Source organism: Psychrobacter sp. VH5 (genome assembly GCF_050572635.1).
GTDB classification, from domain to species: Bacteria; Pseudomonadota; Gammaproteobacteria; order Pseudomonadales; family Moraxellaceae; genus Psychrobacter; species Psychrobacter celer.
Genome location: NZ_CP192145.1, coordinates 469,702 through 488,979, shown reverse-complemented (window position 1 = coordinate 488,979; position 19,278 = coordinate 469,702). Strand labels below are relative to the sequence as shown.

The 19,278-nt window shown below is 48.0% G+C and carries 16 protein-coding genes and 4 tRNA genes; 11 read left to right on the top strand and 9 right to left on the bottom strand.

Annotated elements, in window-relative coordinates; all coding sequences use genetic code 11:
* Positions 1-9: 9 nt before the first annotated feature.
* The 3 genes from ACNFVB_RS02120 to hemA form a co-directional block, all read right to left on the bottom strand.
* Positions 10-447, bottom strand: coding sequence for a YeeE/YedE family protein (locus ACNFVB_RS02120; protein ID WP_430738453.1), 438 nt, complete (start codon positions 445-447; stop codon positions 10-12).
* A 172-nt stretch (positions 448-619) separates the two neighbouring features.
* Entirely contained in the window at positions 620-1,762 is a 1,143-nt protein-coding gene (locus ACNFVB_RS02115; RefSeq protein ID WP_430737926.1) for an aminotransferase class V-fold PLP-dependent enzyme, read from the bottom strand.
* Between the two features lie 124 nt (positions 1,763-1,886).
* Positions 1,887-3,242: a glutamyl-tRNA reductase gene (hemA, locus tag ACNFVB_RS02110; RefSeq protein ID WP_430737925.1), complete on the bottom strand. Its 1,356-nt coding sequence runs from the start codon at positions 3,240-3,242 to the stop codon at positions 1,887-1,889.
* Positions 3,243-3,840: 598 nt separating this feature from the next.
* Here hemA and ACNFVB_RS02105 point away from each other — a divergent pair.
* The 10 genes from ACNFVB_RS02105 to ACNFVB_RS02060 all read left to right on the top strand — a co-directional run bounded on the left by ACNFVB_RS02105 (position 3,841) and on the right by ACNFVB_RS02060 (position 12,927).
* Positions 3,841-5,706, top strand: a complete 1,866-nt coding sequence (locus tag ACNFVB_RS02105) for a tetratricopeptide repeat protein (protein ID WP_430737924.1) — start codon at positions 3,841-3,843, stop codon at positions 5,704-5,706.
* A gap of 149 nt (positions 5,707-5,855) precedes the next feature.
* Positions 5,856-6,554: a lipoprotein insertase outer membrane protein LolB gene (lolB, locus tag ACNFVB_RS02100; RefSeq protein ID WP_430737923.1), complete on the top strand. Its 699-nt coding sequence runs from the start codon at positions 5,856-5,858 to the stop codon at positions 6,552-6,554.
* Between the two features lie 104 nt (positions 6,555-6,658).
* Complete coding sequence (ispE, locus tag ACNFVB_RS02095; protein ID WP_430737922.1) at positions 6,659-7,615, top strand: 4-(cytidine 5'-diphospho)-2-C-methyl-D-erythritol kinase; 957 nt, start codon at positions 6,659-6,661, stop codon at positions 7,613-7,615.
* A 301-nt stretch (positions 7,616-7,916) separates the two neighbouring features.
* A tRNA-Gln gene (locus ACNFVB_RS02090) sits at positions 7,917-7,992 on the top strand.
* A 163-nt stretch (positions 7,993-8,155) separates the two neighbouring features.
* Positions 8,156-8,231, top strand: a tRNA-Gln gene (locus ACNFVB_RS02085).
* A 110-nt stretch (positions 8,232-8,341) separates the two neighbouring features.
* Complete coding sequence (locus tag ACNFVB_RS02080; protein WP_058367921.1) at positions 8,342-9,289, top strand: ribose-phosphate pyrophosphokinase; 948 nt, start codon at positions 8,342-8,344, stop codon at positions 9,287-9,289.
* Between the two features lie 396 nt (positions 9,290-9,685).
* Positions 9,686-10,360, top strand: coding sequence for a 50S ribosomal protein L25/general stress protein Ctc (locus ACNFVB_RS02075; protein WP_288999181.1), 675 nt, complete (start codon positions 9,686-9,688; stop codon positions 10,358-10,360).
* Between the two features lie 190 nt (positions 10,361-10,550).
* Entirely contained in the window at positions 10,551-11,132 is a 582-nt protein-coding gene (gene pth, locus ACNFVB_RS02070) for an aminoacyl-tRNA hydrolase (protein WP_430737921.1), read from the top strand.
* 109 nt (positions 11,133-11,241) lie between these two features.
* On the top strand, positions 11,242-11,622 hold the full coding sequence (gene panD, locus ACNFVB_RS02065; protein WP_274632973.1) for an aspartate 1-decarboxylase: 381 nt from the start codon (positions 11,242-11,244) through the stop codon (positions 11,620-11,622).
* 303 nt (positions 11,623-11,925) lie between these two features.
* A complete protein-coding gene (locus ACNFVB_RS02060) occupies positions 11,926-12,927 on the top strand; it encodes a calcium/sodium antiporter (RefSeq protein WP_430737920.1) in 1,002 nt (333 codons plus the stop codon).
* A 241-nt stretch (positions 12,928-13,168) separates the two neighbouring features.
* Here the strand turns inward: ACNFVB_RS02060 and ACNFVB_RS02055 are convergent, their stop codons facing one another.
* From ACNFVB_RS02055 to ACNFVB_RS02045, 3 genes are all read right to left on the bottom strand, one after another.
* Positions 13,169-13,843, bottom strand: coding sequence for an RDD family protein (locus tag ACNFVB_RS02055; RefSeq protein WP_430737919.1), 675 nt, complete (start codon positions 13,841-13,843; stop codon positions 13,169-13,171).
* Positions 13,844-14,071: 228 nt separating this feature from the next.
* Positions 14,072-14,148: transfer RNA gene (locus ACNFVB_RS02050), tRNA-Arg, on the bottom strand.
* Between the two features lie 188 nt (positions 14,149-14,336).
* Positions 14,337-14,426: transfer RNA gene (locus ACNFVB_RS02045), tRNA-Ser, on the bottom strand.
* Between the two features lie 435 nt (positions 14,427-14,861).
* Between ACNFVB_RS02045 and ACNFVB_RS02040 the strand changes: the two genes are divergently transcribed.
* Positions 14,862-15,668 (top strand): hydroxymethylpyrimidine/phosphomethylpyrimidine kinase, encoded by an 807-nt coding sequence (locus ACNFVB_RS02040; protein ID WP_430737918.1) that lies wholly within the window; start codon positions 14,862-14,864, stop codon positions 15,666-15,668.
* Between the two features lie 75 nt (positions 15,669-15,743).
* On the opposite strand, the gene ACNFVB_RS02035 is transcribed toward ACNFVB_RS02040, so the two are convergent.
* From ACNFVB_RS02035 to tilS, 3 genes are all read right to left on the bottom strand, one after another.
* On the bottom strand, positions 15,744-16,313 hold the full coding sequence (locus tag ACNFVB_RS02035; protein WP_105244639.1) for a YggT family protein: 570 nt from the start codon (positions 16,311-16,313) through the stop codon (positions 15,744-15,746).
* 132 nt (positions 16,314-16,445) lie between these two features.
* Positions 16,446-17,279 (bottom strand): pyrroline-5-carboxylate reductase, encoded by an 834-nt coding sequence (gene proC, locus ACNFVB_RS02030; protein ID WP_105244638.1) that lies wholly within the window; start codon positions 17,277-17,279, stop codon positions 16,446-16,448.
* A gap of 202 nt (positions 17,280-17,481) precedes the next feature.
* Positions 17,482-19,146 (bottom strand): tRNA lysidine(34) synthetase TilS, encoded by a 1,665-nt coding sequence (gene tilS, locus ACNFVB_RS02025; protein ID WP_430737917.1) that lies wholly within the window; start codon positions 19,144-19,146, stop codon positions 17,482-17,484.
* Positions 19,147-19,278: the final 132 nt, after the last annotated feature.

The following is a 19,278-nucleotide window of genomic DNA, read 5'->3' as shown; positions in this document are numbered from 1 at the left end:
AACAGCCATTTAAATCAAGCCCAATACTTGCCGGCCGACAAACACGGTGATGATGCCAAACGCCATAAAAGTCGCTGTGGCTACCATCGAGCGCGGCGACAAGCGCGCATTACCGCAGATGCCGTGACCACTCGTGCAACCTGAGCCTAAGCGCGTACCAAAGCCGACTAACAACCCTGCTGCAATCAGCAGCGGTAAAGAGGTCGTAACCTCTATATCAGGTAAAGGTTTGAACACCCTATAGAGTAAAGGCGAGAGAACTAAACCTGCAATAAACAGTACTTGCCACATCTCGACGCGCTTTGGCTGTAGCAGGCTTGAAGTAATACCGCTGATACCGGCTATACGGCCAATACCTAAGAGTAAGATAACCGTCGCTACGCCTAATATGAGGCCGCCTACCAATGAAATAGGTGTGAAAACTTGCCAATCTATTTGTATACCCATCATGAGAGATCCAAAAGCTACTTTGTTTTATATAAAAACATTATATATTAAAATATAATAAATAGCTAAAAAAATACTGAGCGACTGCATTACCAGGCTCAGTATTTTTAAATGCTTGGGTTATTGACGGTTATATTCTCCAATATGGAGTCTGTAAGCGCCAAAGTAGCTATTAAGCAGACTGCTCTGCTACTACTTGCTCAAGAGCGCTTTCAAAACGCTGAACCGCACCGTCGATATCGGTTAACTTATCGAGACCAAATAGTCCTACGCGGAACGTTTTGAAGCTATCAGGCTCGCCTACTTTCAAAGGCACGCCAGCGGCAATCTGTACGCCAGCTTCGGCGAAAGCGCCACCTTTATGCATATCATCACGGTCGGTGTAGCATACCACCACACCTGGTGCGTGGTAGCCTTCAGCTGCGACACTCTCGATGCCTTTAGCTTGTAGTACTTCGCGGACACGGTTACCTAGCTGCCACTGCGCATCGCATAGTTTATCAAAACCGATCTTTTTAGACTCTGTAATAGTATCGCGGAACTGGCGCAAGCTATCGGTTGGCATTGTCGCATGATAAGCGTGACCACCATTCTCATAAGCGCGCATAATCTCTAACCACTTCTTTAAGTCCAGACTAAAGCTATTAGATTCTGTATTTTCTACGCGCTGGACGGCCGCATCGCTCATCATCACAAGCCCGGCGCAAGGCGTACTACTCCAGCCTTTTTGCGGCGCACTGATCAACACGTCGATACCAAGCGCTTTCATATCGAGCCAGACACAACCTGAGGCGATACAGTCAATGACCAATAAGCCGCCAACGCTATGAGTGGCCTCGCTCAAAGCTTTGATATAGTCATTAGGCAGAATCATACCGGCTGAGGTTTCAACGTGCGGGGCAAACACCATGGCAGGCTTGGTCTCTTTAATTTGAGCGACCGCTTCATCGATATCGACCGGTGAAAAAGGCTTTGGCGCGTCGCTATCTTCGCGCTGGGCGTTTAATACCGTAGAGGATTTGGCAAGATTGCCTTTTTCTAAAATTTGCGTCCAGCGATAACTAAACATACCGTTGCGAATGATCAAGCAGTCTTGATCTTTGGCCAGCTGATTGGCTACCGCTTCCATACCATAAGTACCAGAGCCTGGAACAATAGCGACGGCGTCAGCGTTATAGACAGATTTTAGGTCGCTCGATAAGTCATTCATCACTTGCTGAAAGACTTCTGACATATGGTTAAGGGCACGGTCAGTATAAACCACTGAATACTCTAATAGACCGTTTGGATCGATATCTTGGCGTAAGGCAGTCATGGGATGCTCCTTGCTCGTTGTCGGATTTTTGGATGGGTATAACCTGTGTTTTTCGCCCCATTGATTATAGGGGGTAATCTACCAAAAAACCAACCCGTGTTTAGTGAACGGGCGAGTAAGACATTTAGCGGCGGCGGTGGGCGTCTTGGAGTCCAGAGACCACAAAATCCAGCAGCTCACTGTCGCCTTGGCGGGCGGCTTTGCGCATGAGCTTGGATGGTGCGTGGGTCAGCGTTTGGGTAAGACGACGTGACAGCTCGGTGAGGATATCTTCGGGATCAGCATTGTCTTGCTGTAGCTTGGCGATAGAAGCCTGTAGCAGCTTGTCCACCTGATCGTGAGTACGGGCACGATACTGCTGGATGTCTTTGCCAACTTGACGGACCTGAAAACGGCGATCCATCTCAACGACCAACTGACTGACCAGCAACTCGGCATCGACAGCTGCCTGCCTGCGCTGCTCGATATTGCCTGCGATCACATGCTGCAAATCATCGACCGAGTACAGATATACATCATCGATACGGCTAATGGTCGAGTCGATGTCGCGCGGTACTGCCAAGTCGATCATCAGCATCGGCTGATAACGACGGCGTTTGAGTGCCTGTAGCGTCATGGTTTTATCAATGAGAACATCCATACTGCCACTACAGCTACTGACAATATCGGCCTCGCCCAGCACTTGCGGCAGCTCCGCGAGTGCTCTGACCTCGACGCGGCGATTGGGATGGCGCAATTCGGCCGCCAAGGCTTCGGCGCGCTCAGGATTGCGATTACAGATAATCACTCGCCCCACACCCAGCCCTGCGATATGCGTCGCCACCAAGCGGTTCATCTCCCCTGCGGCAACGACCAATAGCGTCCGACTGGGCAAATCATCAAATATCTGCGTGACCAGTTTGGCCGCAGCAAAGCTCAACGACACCGCTTGCGCGCCTACTTTGGTCTCATTTCGCACGCGTTTGGCCGCGGCAAAGACTTGATCGACAATCCAGCCGAGCTGATTACTCAAGGCTTTTTGGTCTTGTGCCAAATGAACGGCACGTTTGATTTGACCAAGGATTTGCGGCTCACCCAAGATCATCGAGTCCAAACCTGCGGCCACTCGCAGCCAATGCGTTAGAGCATGGGTGTCACGGTGCACGTATAGATGAGACTCAATCTCGGCCAGTGGCAGCTGCTTAAACTCAGCCAGCCATGTTTTTATCTTAATGATATGAGCGCTAATGGCGGCGGCCGATAGAGTGGTGCTGGTGGTCGTGGTGGCGTTGGTTGCAGACTGGGCAGGCTCGCTTTCTGCAGGCTGCGGTACCAGTGCATAAATCTCGGTGCGATTGCAGGTCGAGACGATCACGCTGCCATCGGTAAAGGCCTCTAACTGCTCGAGTGCGACACTCACATCGTCACCAACAAGCGCCAAGCGCTCTCGTAGAGCGACTGGTGCAGTTTTGTGATTGACCCCGATGACCACTAATCTCATTATCGATAGACCATAAACATGACGCCTAGCTGCCCACTCACGCTATCTTATTATTTTTAAAAGACAGTTTTTGACGACAGCGCTGAAAGGAAGACCCTAAAAACCGCTTATTATATCATTATTGCTGGCGTTAATTAACACTCACCCATCTATGATAGCGATATCTCTGTATCTGGTCGCAAATGTAACAAATCAACTACCGATATGATTGATAAAATCAATGAATATGTTTTGGCAAATAGTCGCTAAGATCACCATAAATCATTCGCTTAGTGTCGCCTAACTTGTTATATTTCCACAGTATTCTGGTCAGCATAGCTATTTGTATAAAGTTCTAGCAAAATAACTTATGCTTAAAACAAGTATCAGTCATAGCCTATCAATAGAATGATGATTGCTCAGATATGAGTAACACGGCTGCTATTGTTTATCTTGTCATTCTACTCTTATAATGTTTGACAGGCGCTTTCATCTGAGTGTTACCCTAAGTTTTCATCTCAGCCTGCATCATTGAAAACGCATCTTAACCTGACGAACCACCCCTTATTAAACGCTACCTATGGATTAGGCAGTCACTATCGGGCGAACACAGCTATTTATGATTTTTTTTGGGTCATTATTTCGGGCACCGCCAGCACTTGATGAGCGATTGAGCCTACGCGCTTTATTAAACCTCATTATAGAGCGCTTGTGCCAACGCTATCGGCTAACGCTATCGTTGGCTGTTTGTCTGTGCCTATCTGCCCCTGTGCACGCCAGTGCTATCGATATCCCAGCGAAGGTAGAAAACCAGCAAAACAGCGCCGGCGAAAGACTGCCTGAGACTGTCGATGTGCAGCGCTTGGCTCCTGCTAGTATCTGGCAGCCTGAGCTAAGCGAGCCAAGCTTGTACGCGCTTTTGGCAGCAGAATTTGCTGCGGATCGTGATGACAAACAACGTGCGATTACGATCTATAAGCAACAATCTTTTAAAGAAGATGCCACCGCTGTCTTTGAGCGGGCACTGAGTTTGTCTTTACAAAACGAGAGTGTGGGCGACTCGTTACAGTTTGCCAAAACGTGGCAAGAGCAAAACCCCGATCACGTGCCTGCTTGGTTTTATGTCGCACATTTGGCACTGCGCGCACACGATTACGTCTTGGCAGGCGAGACACTAAACCGCATCTTACGCTACGACCCACGCGCCGACTTAAGCGAGATGTTAATCGGTATCTATCCCAATACTGATGCTGACAAACGCGATCTACTCGCCGCGCTTCAGCCGCTCGATAGCACGCAAAATGCGTCATTATCGGTACTAAAGGCAGGCCTGCTCTATCAATTTAATGAGCCTGAGATTGCTATTGTACATATCAACCGTGCGCTGGCACGCCAGCCTGATTATGTGCCTTTTATTACCCTAAAGGCAGATATCTTACGCAAAATCGTCACCGCCGAAACCGTGGCCAATTACCTTAGCCAAGCGCGCCTGCGCAATCCTGACAGCAAAAGTTTGTACCTGTACGAGATTCGCTACTTATTAGACTTAAAACAAAGCGAGCAGGCTTGGAAGTTACTGCTTGACGCACATAATCGTTTTAATGATGATGCTGAGATTACCTTGCTAGCAGCACTGGTGAGCTTGGATATTGAGCAATATGCAAGTGCGGATAATCTACTCAATCTGCTTGCCAAAAACCCCGCTTACCTTGACCAAGCTTATTACTATCTCGGTATCAGTGCTGAGCGCCAGCAGCAGTTTGATAAAGCCAAATACTATCTCAATGCCGTGATGCAAGAAGACTTGGTATTGGAGGCACGTCGAAAGGTGGTGGCGTTTGAGCTACTTGATGACGATGTCGCTGCCGCCATCAGCACTTTAGAAAAACTACGCAAACAATTTAGCGTCTTTGCCCCTGACACTTATGTCATGCAGGCCGATATTTTATGGCAACAAAACGAGCCGGATGAAGCGCTACGGCTGTTGACTCGGGCAGCGCGTAAATACCCTGACAATGAGATGATATTGTTTGCTCGCGCTCAGCTCCTCGATGATAAAAACGACTATATCGTCAAACGCACCTTGCTCAATCATCTGCGCGCGCTCGATCCGAGCAATCTGGCCTATCAGCTAAGTTATGCCCAGCTGCTCTTGGCCAATGAGCCAAACTCTGAGCAAGGCTTGGCCTTGGCGACCGACATCATCCAAATTCGTTATGATGATCCGCGCTACGACAACGAGCTGCACTTGCAAGCGCTCAACATATTGGCAAGTAACGCCTTGACCAACCAACGCTATCAGCAAGTCATCGACTATCTACAGACGCCTTATGATGTCTTTCCGACCTTACGCTCAGGCACGCTGTTGCTACGTGCCTATCAAGGCCTGGGCAATAACGCCAAAGTCGAGGCTTTGCTTGCCGACTTGCAGAAGCGCTTTTCATTCGGTCAGCATAATATCAGCGACCGCATACAACTGTATTAGAGTCTGTGCAAAAGCGGGGTGCGGAGTACAGGTTACAAGGCACTTATAAGAAGCTAACAGCCGCGTATAAGCGAGTAACAAATAGCGCTTAAGCTAGCCTTTGATCAAAATTATTATTTTTGCAAATTTGTTTGTTTTGAGGATATTTTATGCCAGTTGCCACCCTTTTTTTTCAGCTCTCTGCCGAGTTTAAATCCAAATATAAATCCAAGTGCGAATCTAAGTTTCAGTCTAAAGCTAAATCGCAAAAGCTGACCCTGCTGACAGCGATGGCGGCTACCCTTGCCATCACCTCTGGCTGTCAGTCTCTAAAAACTGCCAATACTAGCCATCAATCAGGCACCATGATACAAGCTCAAAACGCAGATCAGCCCAAAAAGCTAGAGAGCTTTAACATCACCGGCAAGATTGGCGTGACCACGCCTGCCAGCGACAGCAGCGGCGCGCAAGGCGGTAGTGCGTTTTATGCGTGGGGACAAGAAAACGATCGTTTTGCTATTGAACTAATCGGCGCGCTCGGTATTGGCAAAACCAATATCGAATACGATGGTCAGACGGCCACCTTGGTCAGCGAAAAAACCGGTACTTTGACCGCTGATGATCCTGAGGAACTATTACAAAAAGCCACTGGCTGGCAAGCGCCTATCTCGCAAATACCCTACTGGATATCTGGTCGCCCCGCGCCCTCAGACAGCGCGCCCAAGCTCGATGCACAAAACCGCCTGATAAGCTCGGTCAATGGTAAGTGGACAGCTAGCTTTACTTATAAAGGCTCAGACAAGCTCCCTAGTAAAATCAGTGCTGTGCAGCCACAGGGCAATAAAGTGGTGATGACGATTAATCATTAATCCATCAGGTATCAATAATGGATCGCCTTTTAAAAGCTATCATGGCTCATTAAGATAGCTTTTTATGACTGTACCTTATGATGAAAAAACATGATTGAAAACATATGATTGAAAATATAGCAGCATCATCTGCTTCTACGATGGCTCGTCTCTCACCTGCCAAGCTCAATTTGTTTTTGCACATCACTGGCAAGCGTGCTGATGGCTATCATGATTTGCAAACCGTATTTCGCTTGCTCGATTGGGGCGATTATTTGCATTTCTCACTTGTAGATGGCCTAGTAGACATCGATAGCACTTTAGCGATCGATCAGCTATGTGAGCGACTATTAAGGCTGACAGGCGCAGAAGCCATCACCAGCCATGTCACGGACAATCTGATCTTTCAGGCGGCCTGCGCTTTATTGGCCGCGGCCATAGCGTCAAACAAGCTACCCAAGCAGCTTGCGCCAGTGACGATTGAGCTGGACAAACACTTACCCATGGGCGCAGGGCTGGGCGGTGGCTCCTCTAATGCGGCGACGACACTGCTGGCACTTAATGAGATATGGGCGTTTAACTTCTCCCAAGATGAGATGATAAACATCGGTGCGACAGTAGGCGCAGATGTGCCGATTTTTATCTTTGGTCAGGACGCGATTGCGCAGGGTATTGGTGAAAAATTAACTGCCATCAATTTGCCTGACCAGCAGTATTTAGTCTTGACGCCTGAAGCGCATGTCAATACTGCTGAGCTATTCGCTCACCCCAAACTACAGCGAGATATCGCTCCTCTATCGATTGATACGATTAAAAATCAATCCAATGATTATGTTCAAAATTTGAATACGCCCTATCATAATGTGTTTACGCCAGTGGTAGCGAGCCTCGCTCCTGCGGTTGCAGAGGCCTTGAGTTATTTGCAAGGATTAGAGACACAAGTATTGGGCACAGCACGGATGACCGGCTCTGGTAGTGCGGTGTTTTTGCCATTGGATGCCAGTATTACTACCGATAAGGCGTTGATAAAAAAATGGCTGGCAAATGCGCCTTGTCCTGCTCACTTGGTGGATAACTTATAATTGCGCTATCAGAGTACAGGCTACGTCCCAAAAGCGGCGGCTTTCCTATACACACTAGGGCGGCTGATATAAATACTCCTTGCGCGCTACGCCGATGGAGACTACGTAACTGTATTTAAAAAAAGTATCACAACAGTACGTCAGAAAAATTTATACCTGCTTCACGTTGATATATAATGTATCTATTTTATTTAGAATCGACTATATAAAAAATCGAGTGCAAAAATTTTGAATAAATACCAGAAAAAGGCGCAAATGACTTGCAAAATCTAAAAATTTACTTATAATAGGTCGCCACAATAGGGGTATAGCCAAGTTGGTAAGGCATCAGGTTTTGATCCTGACATCCGTTGGTTCGAGTCCAGCTACCCCTGCCATTTTTAGTTTGGATTGCTAGTGATAGCAATTGACAACACCTTCCCAATTTCGGTATAGTTCGCAATGGACACCGCTAGGGAACACCGTCTTAGACGGTTGATAGGTAGCGAAGCCTAGCTAATACTTTGTTAGCATTCAGCGCTCGTCCTGCCTAGACATTACAGGGGTATAGCCAAGTTGGTAAGGCATCAGGTTTTGATCCTGACATCCGTTGGTTCGAGTCCAGCTACCCCTGCCATTTTTTACTATCTTAGTAGTCTATAATTACTTTCACCACTCTTTTCTTTATTTGGGCAGTTAGACACTGCTTAGTGGTCGCTGCTTGAGTCAATAAATAGGACTTCAGTCATGCCTTATTTGGCAATTTTTACGGGCAACGCCCATCCAGAACTTGCGAAAACCGTCGCCGACCACCTACACATTCCTCTTGGTAAAGCTGACATCACGCGTTTTTCTGATGGCGAAATTGCCGTGGAAATCAAAGAGCACGTGCGCGGTAAAGACGTATTTATCATGCAGCCGACTTGTGCACCGACCAACGACAATTTGATGGAAATCATGATGATGGCGGATGCGCTTCGTCGCTCTAGTGCGGGCCGTATCACAGCAGTGATGCCGTACTTTGGTTATGCCCGTCAAGACCGTCGTCCACGCTCAGCTCGCGTCCCTATCTCAGCCAAAGTCGTCGCCGATATGCTAAATATCGTCAGTATCGACCGCGTCATGACCGTAGATTTGCACTCAGATCAGATTCAGGGTTTCTTTGACATCCCTGTCGACAACATCTACGGCACCCCTGTCCTGTTAAATGACCTACAAAAACAAGACTACGACAACATTATGGTGGTATCTCCTGACGTTGGTGGTGTGGTACGTGCTCGTGCGATGGCCAAACAATTGGGCGACACCGACATGGCGATTATCGATAAACGCCGTGCCCGTGCCAATGAGTCGCAAGTGATGCACATCATCGGTGATGTGCGTGATCGTGACTGCGTCATCGTTGATGATATGGTCGATACCGCAGGCACCCTATGCAAAGCCGCTGAAGCATTAAAAGAAAACGGCGCGCGCCGCGTATTGGCTTACATCACTCACCCTGTACTATCGGGTAATGCGCTAAAAAACATCTCTGAGTCAGCCCTAGATGAAGTGGTCGTGACTGATACCATTCCATTGTCTCCTGCTGCTCAATCTTGTAGCAAAATCCGCCAAGTCAGTATCGCACCGATGCTCGCTGAGAGCTTACGCCGCATCAATAACGAAGAGTCTATCAGCGCCATGTTTGACGCCTAACGACTTCTGTGTCAGTGGCGGTTTGCACATACAGCTACACGGACACCTGATATAAAAAAAACAGCGCCATATTTGATGATATGGCGCTGTTTTTTTATGTTCGCATTTTGCGTAGGTCTTTATTGTTGCTACAAAACCACGTATAATGCGCGCCTATGCCGACCGTTTGTGTGATATTTGATGGTTGGCATCTTTAAAAGTGCTGATCACATTTGTCAGATAGGTTTTTGCTGATATTTGTCAGTAAACGATGACAGCAAACATATTGCTCGGTTTTTTGGTTGTCAGCATCACTGATGACCGGTCATCGAGCTTTCATCACGTATTAGTGGATTGGTCGCAAATCCACTTTTTTATGACCAGACACTTCATTTATCTTTTTATAGGATTGTATCCATGAGTATTAATCATTTCGAACTAAGTGCAGTTGCCCGTTCTGCAGAACAGCAAGGTAAAGGTGCGAGCCGCCGCCTACGTAAGCAGAACCTAGTACCTGCTATCATCTATGGTGGTGACGAAGAGCCAACTGCGGTTTCTATCAAAATCAATGAGCTGGTTAAGTCTCTTGAATTTGAAGCGTTTTTCTCACACATCTTGACGCTAAATGTCGATGGTGAAGCGCATCAGGTCGTTATCAAAGACCTACAACGCCATCCAGCTAAAGGCTTCCCAATGCATGCTGATTTCCAGCGCATTGTAAAAGGTCATAAGATCAACATGAATGTTCCTGTGCATTTCACTGGTCGTGAAGAAGCACCAGGTACAAAAGCTGGCGGTATCTTGTCTACCCTAGTCTCTGACATCGAAATCGTTTGCCTACCATCACAACTACCTGAATACCTAGAAGTTGACGTATCAGGCATGGAAATCGGCGATCTATTCCGTCTATCAGACATCAAACTACCAGAAGGCGTTATCATCTTCGAACTTGATATGGAAGATGCACACGACCGTACTATCGTTAACATGCAGCCACCAACGGTTGAAGAAGTTGACGAAGATGCTGACGAAGTTGATGCAGCTGATGTACCTGCGACCGAGCAAGGCGCTGAAAACGAAGACGACGAATAAGAAACGACCGCTAGGTCGTGGCACTATGCCGTCGACCTGCTGATAGGTTCGTTTCGTCAAAAAAAACAGCAGGTGATGTATATCTCCTGCTGTTTTTGTAAGTAGGGTTTAAGCATCACAGTGCTGTCAGACATAAACGACAGCACGACCAACCTTACGCTCATTTATCATATTTAAGCAGGATGTTTTTATGGCCATAAAGCTTATTGTCGGTCTTGGTAATCCCGGTCAGCAGTATATGTTTACGCGTCATAATGCAGGATTTTGGTTTGTCTATCATTTGGCGCAGCAGTTCAATATCGCCCTTTCTCCTGACAAAAAGTTTCATGGGATAACGGGACGCGGACAGATTTATGGCGCCGATGTACGCTTGCTGATGCCATCGACCTTTATGAACAAGTCAGGTCAATCAGTGGTTCCGATGGTCAACTTTTATGGCATCGACAACGATGAGCTGTTGATCGCGCACGACGAGCTGGATATTCCAGCGGGTAGTATCAAGCTCAAAACCAATGGCGGCCATGGCGGCCATAACGGTCTGCGCGATATCACTCCGCATATCGGCAACGACTTTCATCGACTGCGTATCGGTATCGGGCATCCAGGTCACAAATCTAAGGTCAGTGGACATGTCCTCTCAAAGGCCTCACCTGATGAGCAAATTGCCATCGACAGTGCTCTGAGCGCCGCGTTTGATGCGTTGCCATTGCTGTTGGGCGGCGATATCGAAAAAGCCCGTTCACAAATCAATAGCTTTAAATTACCAGAATAATGCTATAAAATTGCGCCAGCCTTTTATTTTTGCAAAATCATCCCCATTAACCTTTTGATTTCGCTCATTTAATCTGTTTTTAATATTCGTTTCACTAAGGAAGCACCTTATGCTACTTAATATGCTCAAATGCAAACTTCACCGTGCCCGCGTCACTCATGCCGAGCTGCACTATGAAGGCTCATGCGGTATCGATGGTGATTTATTGGACCTCGCCGGTCTGCACGAAAACGAATCAATCGACATCTATAATGTCACCAATGGCAAGCGTTTTCGCACTTATGCGATTCGTGCCGAAGCAGGCTCTGGTATCATCTCATTAAATGGTGCGGCTGCTCATATGGCAGACTTAGGCGATATCGTCATTATCTGTGCTTATGCGCACTTTGATGAAGCAGAAGCTGCGACCCACCAGCCAAAACTGGTCTACTGCAACGAAGACAACACGGTAAAAGACACCGCCAATATCATCCCTGTGCAAGTGGCCTAAGCGCCTGACGCTCTAAGCGCTGCTGACCCATATCAGGCATTACCGCTGTCAGCCGTCAGGGCATATATATGATTATCGTACGTAAAAGCTGACTCTACAGAGGATTCAGCTTTTTTTGTGCCATTTTTATCTGGCACATTTATATTTTTATCCAAACTTAGAAACAAGCGGCGCTCGACAATACCTGCCAGCTACTTTGTAGATAAACCTAGTTTTAATGGTTTGACAAGTTGTGACGCCTTGACAGAGCTTAGCGTGTTTTTTGAGTTTGATGTTATGATTCATTGATAAGGAAAGACACTGATGTGGTTGGCAGTTATTGCTGTATTGATCGGCTTGGCTATTTTGGTATGGAGTGCAGACGTTTTTATTGATGGTGCCACGGCGCTGGCAAAAAAACTCAATGTACCCAGTTTTTTGATTGGGGTTATTATTTTGGGTCTTGGCACTTCTGCACCCGAAATGGTGGTGTCGGTACTGGCCGCCTTAGAAGGCAGTCCGGAGCTGGCGCTGGGTAATGCCTATGGCTCAAACATCATCAATATCGCCTTGGTACTGGGCGCAACTGCCCTAATAAGCCCCATAATCATCCATAAAGGCATCATAAAACGCGATCTGCCAATATTATTCATCATTACTGCTTTGGCCGCGTGGCAGCTGCGTGACGGGCAGCTGAGTATCGTTGACGGACTGGTACTCTTAGCACTATTGGTCGTGGTCTTGGGCATCCAAATCGTGCTGAGTGTGCGAGAAGGCAGCTCACATAAGGTTGATGATAATAAGATTGTAGAGCACCGCGCAGTGGATGACGCGCTGAGCGCAGCAGATAGTGAGCCAAGCTTGCTGCGTGGTTTGTCGGCGTTGTTCCTTGGACTGACCATGCTGGTGGCCAGCTCGCGCGCCATTGTCTGGGGCGCAGTAGAGTTGGCGACACTATGGGGATTGAGCGAGCTGATTATCGGTCTGACCATCGTCGCCGTCGGCACGTCTTTGCCTGAGCTGGTGGCCAGTCTATCAGCGGCGCGCAAAGGCGAGCATGATATGGCACTGGGCAATATCATCGGCTCTAATATTTTCAACACTTTAGGTGTGGTGGGTCTGGCAGCAGTCATCGCTCCGATTAGCGCCAGTCCGATTATTTTGTCGCGTGATGTGCTGGCGATGAGTGCGATTACGCTGCTACTTGTCGTACTGTGCGGCGCCGCTTTTATCAGACATCACCCCTTTGGCCGAGGCTCAGGTGCGGCGTTGATGCTGTTTTTTGTCGGCTACACACTGTGGCTGATGCAAACCGTCAACATGTAGAGAGAAGATGATATTGAGGTAGGTGTGCTAACTGCCAGCGCTTTATCCCCCCTGTATGATAAGCGGTACAAATGACGCTTATCATATAGTGAGTTCAGTATAAAAACGATACAGTGAGACTGGGATAAATTTTACGCAGCATCGAGCGGCGCAGGCACAGCACGCAAGGAAAATGTATACCCGTTCCACGTTGACATATAATGTATCTGTTTTATTTAAAATCGACTATACAAGCTCACAGTTATTGATTTTTCTTACGGTTTTTAAAACCGCGCCATAGTCCCTCATGCGCCACTTTTGGCATCTTAAGAGTAATGGAGTTTGAGAGCATATCTTGTACGGCAAGACCGCGGCGATTAAACAAACAAAACACGTAATTAAAAATTAAACCCAAGAACGCACTGGTTAGCATAATCGTGCGCGAACCACCGATCAGGCTACCGATGACACCAAACAGCAACGGCATCAAACAAGCCGCCAATATACGTTTAAATGACTGCCCCCAAGTCAATAAATGCCCAGCATTGTTGACGGTCTTTAGCCGCCATGTCTGCATACCAAGGGTCTGGCCGCCGCGTCGCCAAAATATCCCATAAAACGCCACCAAGGTCAAAACAAAGGCCGGCGTCATGACAAGGTTTTGATACCAAGTCGGTAGCGACTGCGCTTGCGACGATTCGGTGCCAGTCTCCATGGTCAGCAAAGTCCCAATCACCGTCAATACCGTACCGACCAAAAACAACAGCGCCAAAATCAGCATGCCATCATACAAAATCGCCACCACCCGAGTTAAGGGTTTGGCAATGCTAGGGGCTTCATTTGGGTCTTGCTGCACAGGCGCACCGGACGAAGATGATTTGGGTGCAGAGGATTTAGGCGCAGTTTTTGGCGGGCGTTTGGATAAACTCTTTGACATGATACAAGCTCATAGCAAGCAGTGAATAGTAGCGCTATTGTACCGTAATTCAAACGCTTATCGTACCTTTGATGATTAAAGACGTATCCGCCACGTGCTACTTGGTATGTATTGTGCGTAAATGATAGGTATAAAAATGACAGACACAAAAAAATCGCCAAAATGTCATAGGACAGGCGATTATTTTAGGTTTTGCTTAAACTTTAAAAAGGTAAGCTAGTATGCAAATGGTGCGCCTGGAGAGATTCGAACTCCCGACCCCTTAGTTCGTAGCCAAGTGCTCTATCCAACTGAGCTACAGGCGCGTATTTTGCATATCATTCACTACAGTGTTTAATAACAATTGCAGTAAATTAGGTTGGTCATTATATAGATAATATCGCTTGTGTCAACTGATTTATTAAGATAATTTCAAATTATTTTTTGAAGTCATCGCTAAAAAATCATTTATCGTCGATATACTGCGTTAGCACTATTATAACAACAAAATAAATGGCGGTGAAGGAGGGATTCGAACCCTCGATACGCTTACACGTATGGTTCCTTAGCAGGGAACTGGTTTCAGCCACTCACCCACTTCACCGAACGAAGTAAGACACTTATAATACTGTGCAATAACAGTCTTACAAATACAGTATCGATGCTAACGATACGTCTTATGTCGTGGGCGAGTATTATAACAAAGCCAAAACGAATTGCAAGCCTTGTCGGCATATTTAATCTCGCTTTTATGATAATTATTGATTTAAATGCTTTTATCGCTCATTGTGACCAACAATACTGCCCAAATCTATACATCAGATACCCCCTATCCCTTAGGCTGCAATAGGCTGGTTTGTTTGAAGGAACCACCTGCCATAATTACAATCTATACAACACAAAACTGGCACTTTTTATGTCTGTAGAGCGCTACTTATTTAAAACAGGTTAACGCTATGCTGATACTGGCTTTTTGCTTATTGGCTGGCTATAGTATTTATCAGTTTTCTGATCACTCTTATAAATAAAAGGATATATTATGCGACCCGTGGTACTGTGTTTTTCAGGATTGGACCCCTCAGGCGGCGCTGGACTACAAGCGGATATCGAGGCCATCGGCCAGGCCGGCGCCCATGCCGCCATCGCCTGTACCGCCATCACCATCCAAAGCTCGCAGCAGGTGTTTGGGTTTGAGGCATGCGCGGCCAGTTTGGTCAATGATCAAGCCGTCGCCGTGCTCGAAGATCTGCCGGTCCGTGCCATCAAATCTGGCATGCTTGGCACCACTGACAATATCGCTATGCTCACAGAGCTGTTTGCCAAGCAAACCATCGACGCTGACACGCCGTTTGTCTTAGACCCTGTGCTGGTCGCCAATAGCGGCGGCAGCTTGGGCGATGAGCAGACCTTGGTCACCGCCTTTCGCAAGCTACTCCCCTACGCCACCTTAATCACACCCAATACACATGAGCTGCGTGCGCTAAGCGGCGAGCAAGACCTACATGTCGCTGCAAAAAAACTGTGTGCGCAAGGCACCCATGCCGTCTTGGTAAAAACCTCCCATGACTTCGACAGCGGCGATATCGAGCAGTACCTGTATATCAATGGTGAGATGGTACATCAGAGTATCTTGCCACGCCTAAAAGGCGAGTTTCATGGCTCTGGCTGCTCGCTTGCCAGCTTTATCGCTGGACGCTTAGCCGTGGGCGATGCGCTGATTGACGCCGTCAAAGCGGCAGATAATTGGATCACTCAGACGTTACGCGCCGCTGATGTCCCGCACCCTGACGATGACGCAGCCCAATTGATACCCAATCGTTTTGTCAGTTATTCACATATCCAATAAACACATATAAAAAGGGCGCTCTATATCGATAGAGCGCCCTTTACTAAGGCTAATTAACAGCGCAGCGTCCTAGTGTTAGCCCAGCATTGGCATAAAGCTGGCGGCCAAACCACCGATGAATATCTCGAGTAAATAAAACGCCAAAAAAGCCACCATCGGTGACAAATCAAGCATGCCTAAGTTTGGCGTGATGCGGCGAAACGGTGCCAAAATAGGTTCGGCCAGACTGATGATAATACCGATAATCGGATGCTGAGACTGGGTAAACACCACAATCCAGCTGACGATAATAGAGCCGATGACCAAGTAGCGACACATACGTAAAAAGTCTAATAATAAGCTGGTGGTACCCGTAAAAAACAACGGCACCGGCGCAATGCCTTTATGCATTAAGGCAGCTTTGCCAGAGATATCGATCAGACGAATCAAAAACATCAGTACAATGGCAGCGATGCTGATACGGCCTTGCGCGACGGTCGGAAAAATACGCCCAAACACATCGACGATATGGGTCGCTTTATAGGCAGGGGCAATCATAGGGTTACGAGCATCCATACCAGCAAACTGCAGCATAAAACGAATAAACACCAACATCATGGCGAAAGTGGTGACCAAATCAAAGATTTGAAATAACATGTTGTTCATGAAGCGCTACTCAATGTGACGTTATTAACGGATTTTAAGAAGACGAATGTCTTTATCAGGCGTTTTTTGATTATAAATGAGATATGCCATCATGCCTGACATATCCCAAGATAGAGAAACAGTAGTCAGCGATTATTTACTCATCTCTTCGCTCAGCGCTTGGCTGCGATCGTAGCAGGCTTGCATGGCTTCAATGATTTGACGACCAATCTCGTTGGCTTGCATAGACTCGACAGCCGCTTGCGTCGTACCATTTGGCGAGGTCACCTTACGGCGCAGCTCGGCTGGTGCGTCATCACTATTCATCGCCATTTTTGCCGCGCCTAGCATGGTCTGCATGGCCAGTGCTGACGCTTGCTCTTTATCCAACCCCAGCGCGACTGCACCATCAACCATCGACTCGATAAAGTAAAACATATAAGCAGGCGCTGAGCCTGAAACGGCCGTGACCGCATGCATGTGTGCTTCATCATCAACCCACATGACTAGCCCTGAGGCTTCCATCACCGCCGTTGCCAATTGCTTTTGTTCTGCAGAGATAGTGTCTGTACCATATAAGCCAGTCGCGCCCATCTGAATCATCGCCGGTGTGTTTGGCATCGCGCGCACGATATTGCTATAGCCGCCGAGCATGTCTGTCAATAAAGCCGTCGACAGACCTGCGGCGACCGAAATCACCAGCTGCTGATCTAGCGCATCGGCAAAGCCGCTCACCACCGCTTTCATCACTTGCGGCTTGACGGCCAATACCACGATGTCAGCACCGATAACAGCAGCGGTAGCATCGGCGGTTGGGTCGACAGTGTTTAATCCTTTAGCAGATAGCTGCTCGCGCGCCTCGCTACTAGGGTCAGCAACTGTAATCAAGCTTGGCTCCACACCACAGCTGACAAGCCCACTAATCAGAGCCTGCGCCATGTTGCCGCCACCGATAAAGCTGATTTTTTTATTATCTAACACTGACATACTTGTCTCCTACGCAAAAATCCAAAAGTATTCAAACTAACATACTGCTAGGGAAAATGACACTCAGTTTACCATACTGCTACTGGCATCGTTTGATAAATTCAGCGGCTTGCTTTCCCGCTTGACGCCTCATTGACTGATAGAGTGATCGCCTCTATCTGAACGGATTTTGGCGCAGCTTTGGTGTTGCTGGCTTTGTTGTCTAGCGCGCTTTTTGTATCATAATCTGACTGACGATACCCTCAGCTATCTCATCAAGCGCCGCTGGATGATTACTCTCTACGCGCATGATATCTGTGTGCAATATCCAACAATCAAAAGGCGACAACAATAAGATAGGCACGGCAGCTGCGTTTTCGATCAGATCGTCTTGCCCGTCTTTTGAATGGCTAAAGTCGACGCTTACTATCACCAAGCTTTCCCGCAGCCATACTGGTATGCCCAGCGTTTGATATAGTTTTTTGCCCGCTTGTGCTCGCGGCATGGACACCGTGCGCACGCGCTGCTGCCGCGCTAACGGCGCAAACGAGAGACGCATTGCACCCTGATGATTGGCAAGATTATCTCTTAGCGTGTCTTTGCTTAACATGTCCTTACTGAACATAGCACTGCCGCTTCTGTCACCACCCAATAAAGCAGCCAAAGCATGAGGCCAAATCTTGGCTTGCCAAACGAAATGTGTGTCACTGCGTAATGTCATCAAGATAGGCTGCGGTCTGATAGCAGGTGTACCAGCTACCTCAGCTGTCAGATCAGAGATGACATGCTCCACCTTACCCAGCGGTAACGTCAGCCAATCCAGCCAGTCGCTACTTATACGATACAGCCGCTGACGATAACGGCGAATGACGTAAGACTGTAGACCCGCTTGCCAAAAAAGCGCGGTTTGGTGGTTAGAGTCCTGACGCCGGCTAAGGCCAAATACCGCATCTACCAGCTGCTTTGTGGGTGGCAACGGCTCATCTTGAGTAAGCCAATGATGCAGCAATTGGCGCTGACGGTATGGCGGCAGTGTGTTTAGCGCTGCTGTATCTAGTACCCGCTGGGCGGACGCGAGCTGCAAATCACTGACTGCTACCCGCTGCAGATCCGCTACTGCCTGATCATTGAGGATGGATTGCGCGTCACTTAATAGCTGGGCGCTACGGGCGATATTATCAATGACGTTTGGGTTGTACGTGGCCAAAACTGGCATGACATCGCGGCGCAGACCACTACGGACGTTATCCCCTGCCTCATTGGTTGGGTCATCAATATAGGGGAGTTGTAGACGCTGCGCATAACGGCTGATCGTACTACGTTTGGCGGTCAACCATGGCCGCCACAGTGCGTTGCGCCGTCCACCTTGTGTCTGCGTGCGCCACGGCTGCATACCTGATAGCCCATTGACCCCAGCGCCTTGTATCAGCCGCATCAGTATCGTTTCGGCTTGGTCATTAGCGTGATGCGCAAGCAGCAGTACATCGTCGGTGTTGAGTACGGCGCGCATCACCTTATAGCGGGCATGCCGTGCTGCCTGCTCGTCTTGACCTTTGACCTGTGCGCGCAAGATTTGACAAGGCAGATTTTGCGCGGTGGCCCAACGTGCGACGTGCTGCGCCCAGACGCCGCTATCTGCTTGCAGACCATGATCGACGTGCAGTAACTGCGGCAAAAACGGCAAGCGGCCGTGATGATATAGCTGGACACACAGCGCCGCCAGCGCTAAAGAGTCTCGCCCACCACTACAGGCCAGCCAGACGCGCCGGCCATGCAGCTGCGCGCTGTATTCTGTCAGACTACTCAGCAATGCCTGCGCCAAACCTTCATCAATCGGTCGCGTCGCTATTGGCTTAATAGGAGAGGGAATAATTGCGCTATTGGTCATAATCAGCCTTGTTTACAGCAAGCAAAATATCATGAGCCTTGACATATGTACGTCGTATAGAAATTGTGCTGTTAATTATAGTAAATCCAAATACGTCAGATACATGGCGATCAAGTCGCTCAATGCAAAGTT

Coding starts and splice junctions, on each gene's coding strand:
- ACNFVB_RS02120 (WP_430738453.1), bottom strand. CDS start 447: ATGGGTATACAAATAGATTGGCAAGTTTTCACACCTATTTCATTGGTA.
- ACNFVB_RS02080 (WP_058367921.1), top strand. CDS start 8,342: ATGCCTTATTTGGCAATTTTTACGGGCAACGCCCATCCAGAACTTGCG.
- pth (WP_430737921.1), top strand. CDS start 10,551: ATGGCCATAAAGCTTATTGTCGGTCTTGGTAATCCCGGTCAGCAGTAT.
- hemA (WP_430737925.1), bottom strand. CDS start 3,242: ATGAGATTAGTGGTCATCGGGGTCAATCACAAAACTGCACCAGTCGCT.
- tilS (WP_430737917.1), bottom strand. CDS start 19,146: ATGACCAATAGCGCAATTATTCCCTCTCCTATTAAGCCAATAGCGACG.
- ACNFVB_RS02075 (WP_288999181.1), top strand. CDS start 9,686: ATGAGTATTAATCATTTCGAACTAAGTGCAGTTGCCCGTTCTGCAGAA.
- proC (WP_105244638.1), bottom strand. CDS start 17,279: ATGTCAGTGTTAGATAATAAAAAAATCAGCTTTATCGGTGGCGGCAAC.
- ACNFVB_RS02060 (WP_430737920.1), top strand. CDS start 11,926: ATGTGGTTGGCAGTTATTGCTGTATTGATCGGCTTGGCTATTTTGGTA.
- ACNFVB_RS02055 (WP_430737919.1), bottom strand. CDS start 13,843: ATGTCAAAGAGTTTATCCAAACGCCCGCCAAAAACTGCGCCTAAATCC.
- lolB (WP_430737923.1), top strand. CDS start 5,856: ATGCCAGTTGCCACCCTTTTTTTTCAGCTCTCTGCCGAGTTTAAATCC.
- ACNFVB_RS02035 (WP_105244639.1), bottom strand. CDS start 16,313: ATGAACAACATGTTATTTCAAATCTTTGATTTGGTCACCACTTTCGCC.
- ACNFVB_RS02115 (WP_430737926.1), bottom strand. CDS start 1,762: ATGACTGCCTTACGCCAAGATATCGATCCAAACGGTCTATTAGAGTAT.
- ACNFVB_RS02040 (WP_430737918.1), top strand. CDS start 14,862: ATGCGACCCGTGGTACTGTGTTTTTCAGGATTGGACCCCTCAGGCGGC.
- ACNFVB_RS02105 (WP_430737924.1), top strand. CDS start 3,841: ATGATTTTTTTTGGGTCATTATTTCGGGCACCGCCAGCACTTGATGAG.
- ispE (WP_430737922.1), top strand. CDS start 6,659: ATGATTGAAAATATAGCAGCATCATCTGCTTCTACGATGGCTCGTCTC.
- panD (WP_274632973.1), top strand. CDS start 11,242: ATGCTACTTAATATGCTCAAATGCAAACTTCACCGTGCCCGCGTCACT.